This is a genomic window from Pseudomonas sp. NDM (assembly GCF_003105095.1).
In the GTDB taxonomy this organism is placed as follows: Bacteria; Pseudomonadota; Gammaproteobacteria; order Pseudomonadales; family Pseudomonadaceae; genus Aquipseudomonas; species Aquipseudomonas moraviensis_A.
Window position 1 is genome coordinate 1 of record NZ_QETJ01000295.1, and the last position, 2,381, is coordinate 2,381.

Genomic DNA, 2,381 nt, shown 5'->3' on the forward strand with positions numbered 1-2,381 from the left:
GCGTCGTATCAGTAATATTTCTTTATCTGACACACCGCTTTCGCGAGCAGGCTCGCTCCCACAGGATTAGTGCTCACGGGCTCTATTCACTCGGGCGAGGGGGTGACCCGGCAACTCTTGCGGTTGCGAATCTGCTCGTCGCTGGGTCGTTCGCGGACGAACTCGAACCGCGGTTCGCCTTCGCTGTAATGCACTAGCCAGCCCCATTCCAGTTCGCTTTCGTTCTGCCCGGGTTGTGGTGGCCGGGCCCACCAGGGTTCTTTGCTGAGGATCTTGCGCATGGCAGCCTCCGGTTAATGGCAATCCATGAACTATAGCTTCCTGTCGCGAGTCGTCAGAACAGGCTGTGTAGAATCGGCGCGATCATGACGAACAAGGGGAGAGGGCAATGATTGATGGGGTGCGCAAGGATGAGCCGTCGAAGCGATTGTTTTTTGCCTTGGATTGCCCGCCAGCGCAGCGCAAGGCGATCGCCCAGTGGCGTTCGGAGCTGGGTCTGCGCAACGGCAGGCCGGTGCCGGCGGACAACTTTCATCTGACCTTGCTGTTTCTTGGCGCGGTGCCGCTGGCGCAGATTCATGGCGTCTGCGAAGCCGCGGGCAGTGTGCGCACGCCCGGGGAAGCGTTGCGGATTTCGCTGGATCGCTTGCAGGTCTGGCATCGCGCCGGTGTCCTGTCATTGGCACCGGAGCAGGCGCCGCCGGGATTGTTGCGCCTGGTCTATGCGCTGGAGCAAGCGATGCTGCCGTTCGGTTTTGAAGAACCCACCCATGAGTTCCGTCCGCACCTGACCCTGGCTCGCGAATACCGTGCGCCGGAGCCGGAAGCGGGCACGCCGCCGGAGTTTTTCCTGCGCGCTGAACGCTTCGCCTTGTTCGAATCGCACAAGGACCGCTATCGGGTGGTGCAGCACTGGCCGCTGATCTGAGCGACAAGAAAAGGCGCCCGAAGGCGCCTGCACATTCACCCGAGCCGAGGGAGCCGGGTGAGGCCGTTCAGAGCAGGGGGCGGCGGTGGTGAGGCGCCGCGTGAGCGGGAAACTTGTGATTCTGTCTGGCATAACGCCGAACCACTGTAGGAGTGAGCCTGCTCGCGATGACGTCAGCACATTCACTATCGAAGCTGGCTGAAACACCGCTATCGCGAGCAGGCTCACTCCTACATGTGGATCACTGGTGTGCTTATTTCCCGAGCTTCACCCGCGTCCAGCCGCGCGTCATGATGCGCTGTGTGGCAATCGGCTGATCCGGTACGGCATACAACGTCGCCATCACCGCTTGCGATGGATACGAGCCCGGTTCATTGCGGATCGCTTCGTCCACCAGTGGCGTGGCCGCTGCGTTGGCGTTGCTGTAGCCGATGCTGTTGGTGACTTCGGCGATGATGTCCGGGCGCATCAGGAAGTCCATGAACAGGTAGGCGTTGTCGACGTTCGCAGCGTCGCGCGGGATGGCGACCATGTCGTAGAAACTGCCGGCGCCTTCCTTGGGAATGCTGTAGTCGATCACCACCTTGTTGCCCGATTCCACCGCCCGGGCCTTGGCCTGCAGGACGTCGCCGGAGTAACCGACCGCTACGCAGATGTTGCCGTTGGCCAGATCGGAGATGTACTTTGAGGAATGGAAATACGCCACATACGGGCGGATTTTCATGAACAGCGCTTCCGCCTCGGCGATGTGCGCCTTGTCCTTGTCGTTCACCGGATAGCCCAGGTAGTGCAGGGCGGCCGGGAGCATCTCGGTCGGCGAATCGAGAAAACTGATGCCGCAGGCTTTGAGTTTTTCCGCGTTCTGCGGTTTGAACAGCAAGTCCCAGGAGTTGGTCGGGGCGTTGGCGCCGAGCATTTCCTTGACCTTGGCCGGATTGAAGCCGATACCGATCGAGCCCCACATGTACGGGAACGCGTGCGCGTTGTCCGGATCACTGGCGGAGGCGTTTTTCAGCAGTACCGGGTTGAGATTCTTCCAGTTCGGCAGCTTCGATTTGTCCAGCGGCTGATAGACGCCGGCCTTGATCTGCTTGGCCAGAAAACTGTTCGACGGTACGACGATGTCGTAACCGGATTTGCCCGCCAGCAGGCGCGCTTCGAGGGTTTCGTTGCTGTCGAAGACGTCGTAGGTCACGCGAATACCGGTCTCGTCTTCGAACTTCTTCACGGTGTCCGGCGCGATGTAATCGGACCAGTTGTAAACACGCAGCACCTTGTCGTTGGCCTGGGCGCCCATGACCATCGCGCCCATTAAGGACAGTGTCAGCAGAGTCCTGCCAAACATTTTCATCGGTACAACTCCCTTCTTCTTATTCAAAAACCCAACACAAAACATGATGTACACAGAACCATTGTGGCGAGGGAGCTTGCTCCCGCTGGGCTGCGAAGCGCC

Annotated in this window: 3 protein-coding genes; 1 reads left to right on the top strand and 2 read right to left on the bottom strand. The window is 60.0% G+C overall.

Translation table 11 applies throughout. The features are described 5' to 3' along the window. Positions 1–86: 86 nt before the first annotated feature. Entirely contained in the window at positions 87–281 is a 195-nt protein-coding gene (locus DCO47_RS26545) for a hypothetical protein (RefSeq protein ID WP_064363697.1), read from the bottom strand. Positions 282–388: 107 nt separating this feature from the next. On the opposite strand from DCO47_RS26545, the gene thpR reads away from it, so the two are divergent. After that, on the top strand, positions 389–928 hold the full coding sequence (gene thpR, locus DCO47_RS26550; protein ID WP_116659269.1) for an RNA 2',3'-cyclic phosphodiesterase: 540 nt from the start codon (positions 389–391) through the stop codon (positions 926–928). Positions 929–1,181: 253 nt separating this feature from the next. Here thpR and DCO47_RS26555 read toward each other — a convergent pair whose 3' ends face one another. After that, positions 1,182–2,279, bottom strand: coding sequence for a polyamine ABC transporter substrate-binding protein (locus tag DCO47_RS26555; protein ID WP_116659270.1), 1,098 nt, complete (start codon positions 2,277–2,279; stop codon positions 1,182–1,184). Between the last annotated feature and the right edge of the window lie 102 nt (positions 2,280–2,381).

Coding starts and splice junctions, on each gene's coding strand:
- DCO47_RS26545 (WP_064363697.1), bottom strand. CDS start 281: ATGCGCAAGATCCTCAGCAAAGAACCCTGGTGGGCCCGGCCACCACAA.
- thpR (WP_116659269.1), top strand. CDS start 389: ATGATTGATGGGGTGCGCAAGGATGAGCCGTCGAAGCGATTGTTTTTT.
- DCO47_RS26555 (WP_116659270.1), bottom strand. CDS start 2,279: ATGAAAATGTTTGGCAGGACTCTGCTGACACTGTCCTTAATGGGCGCG.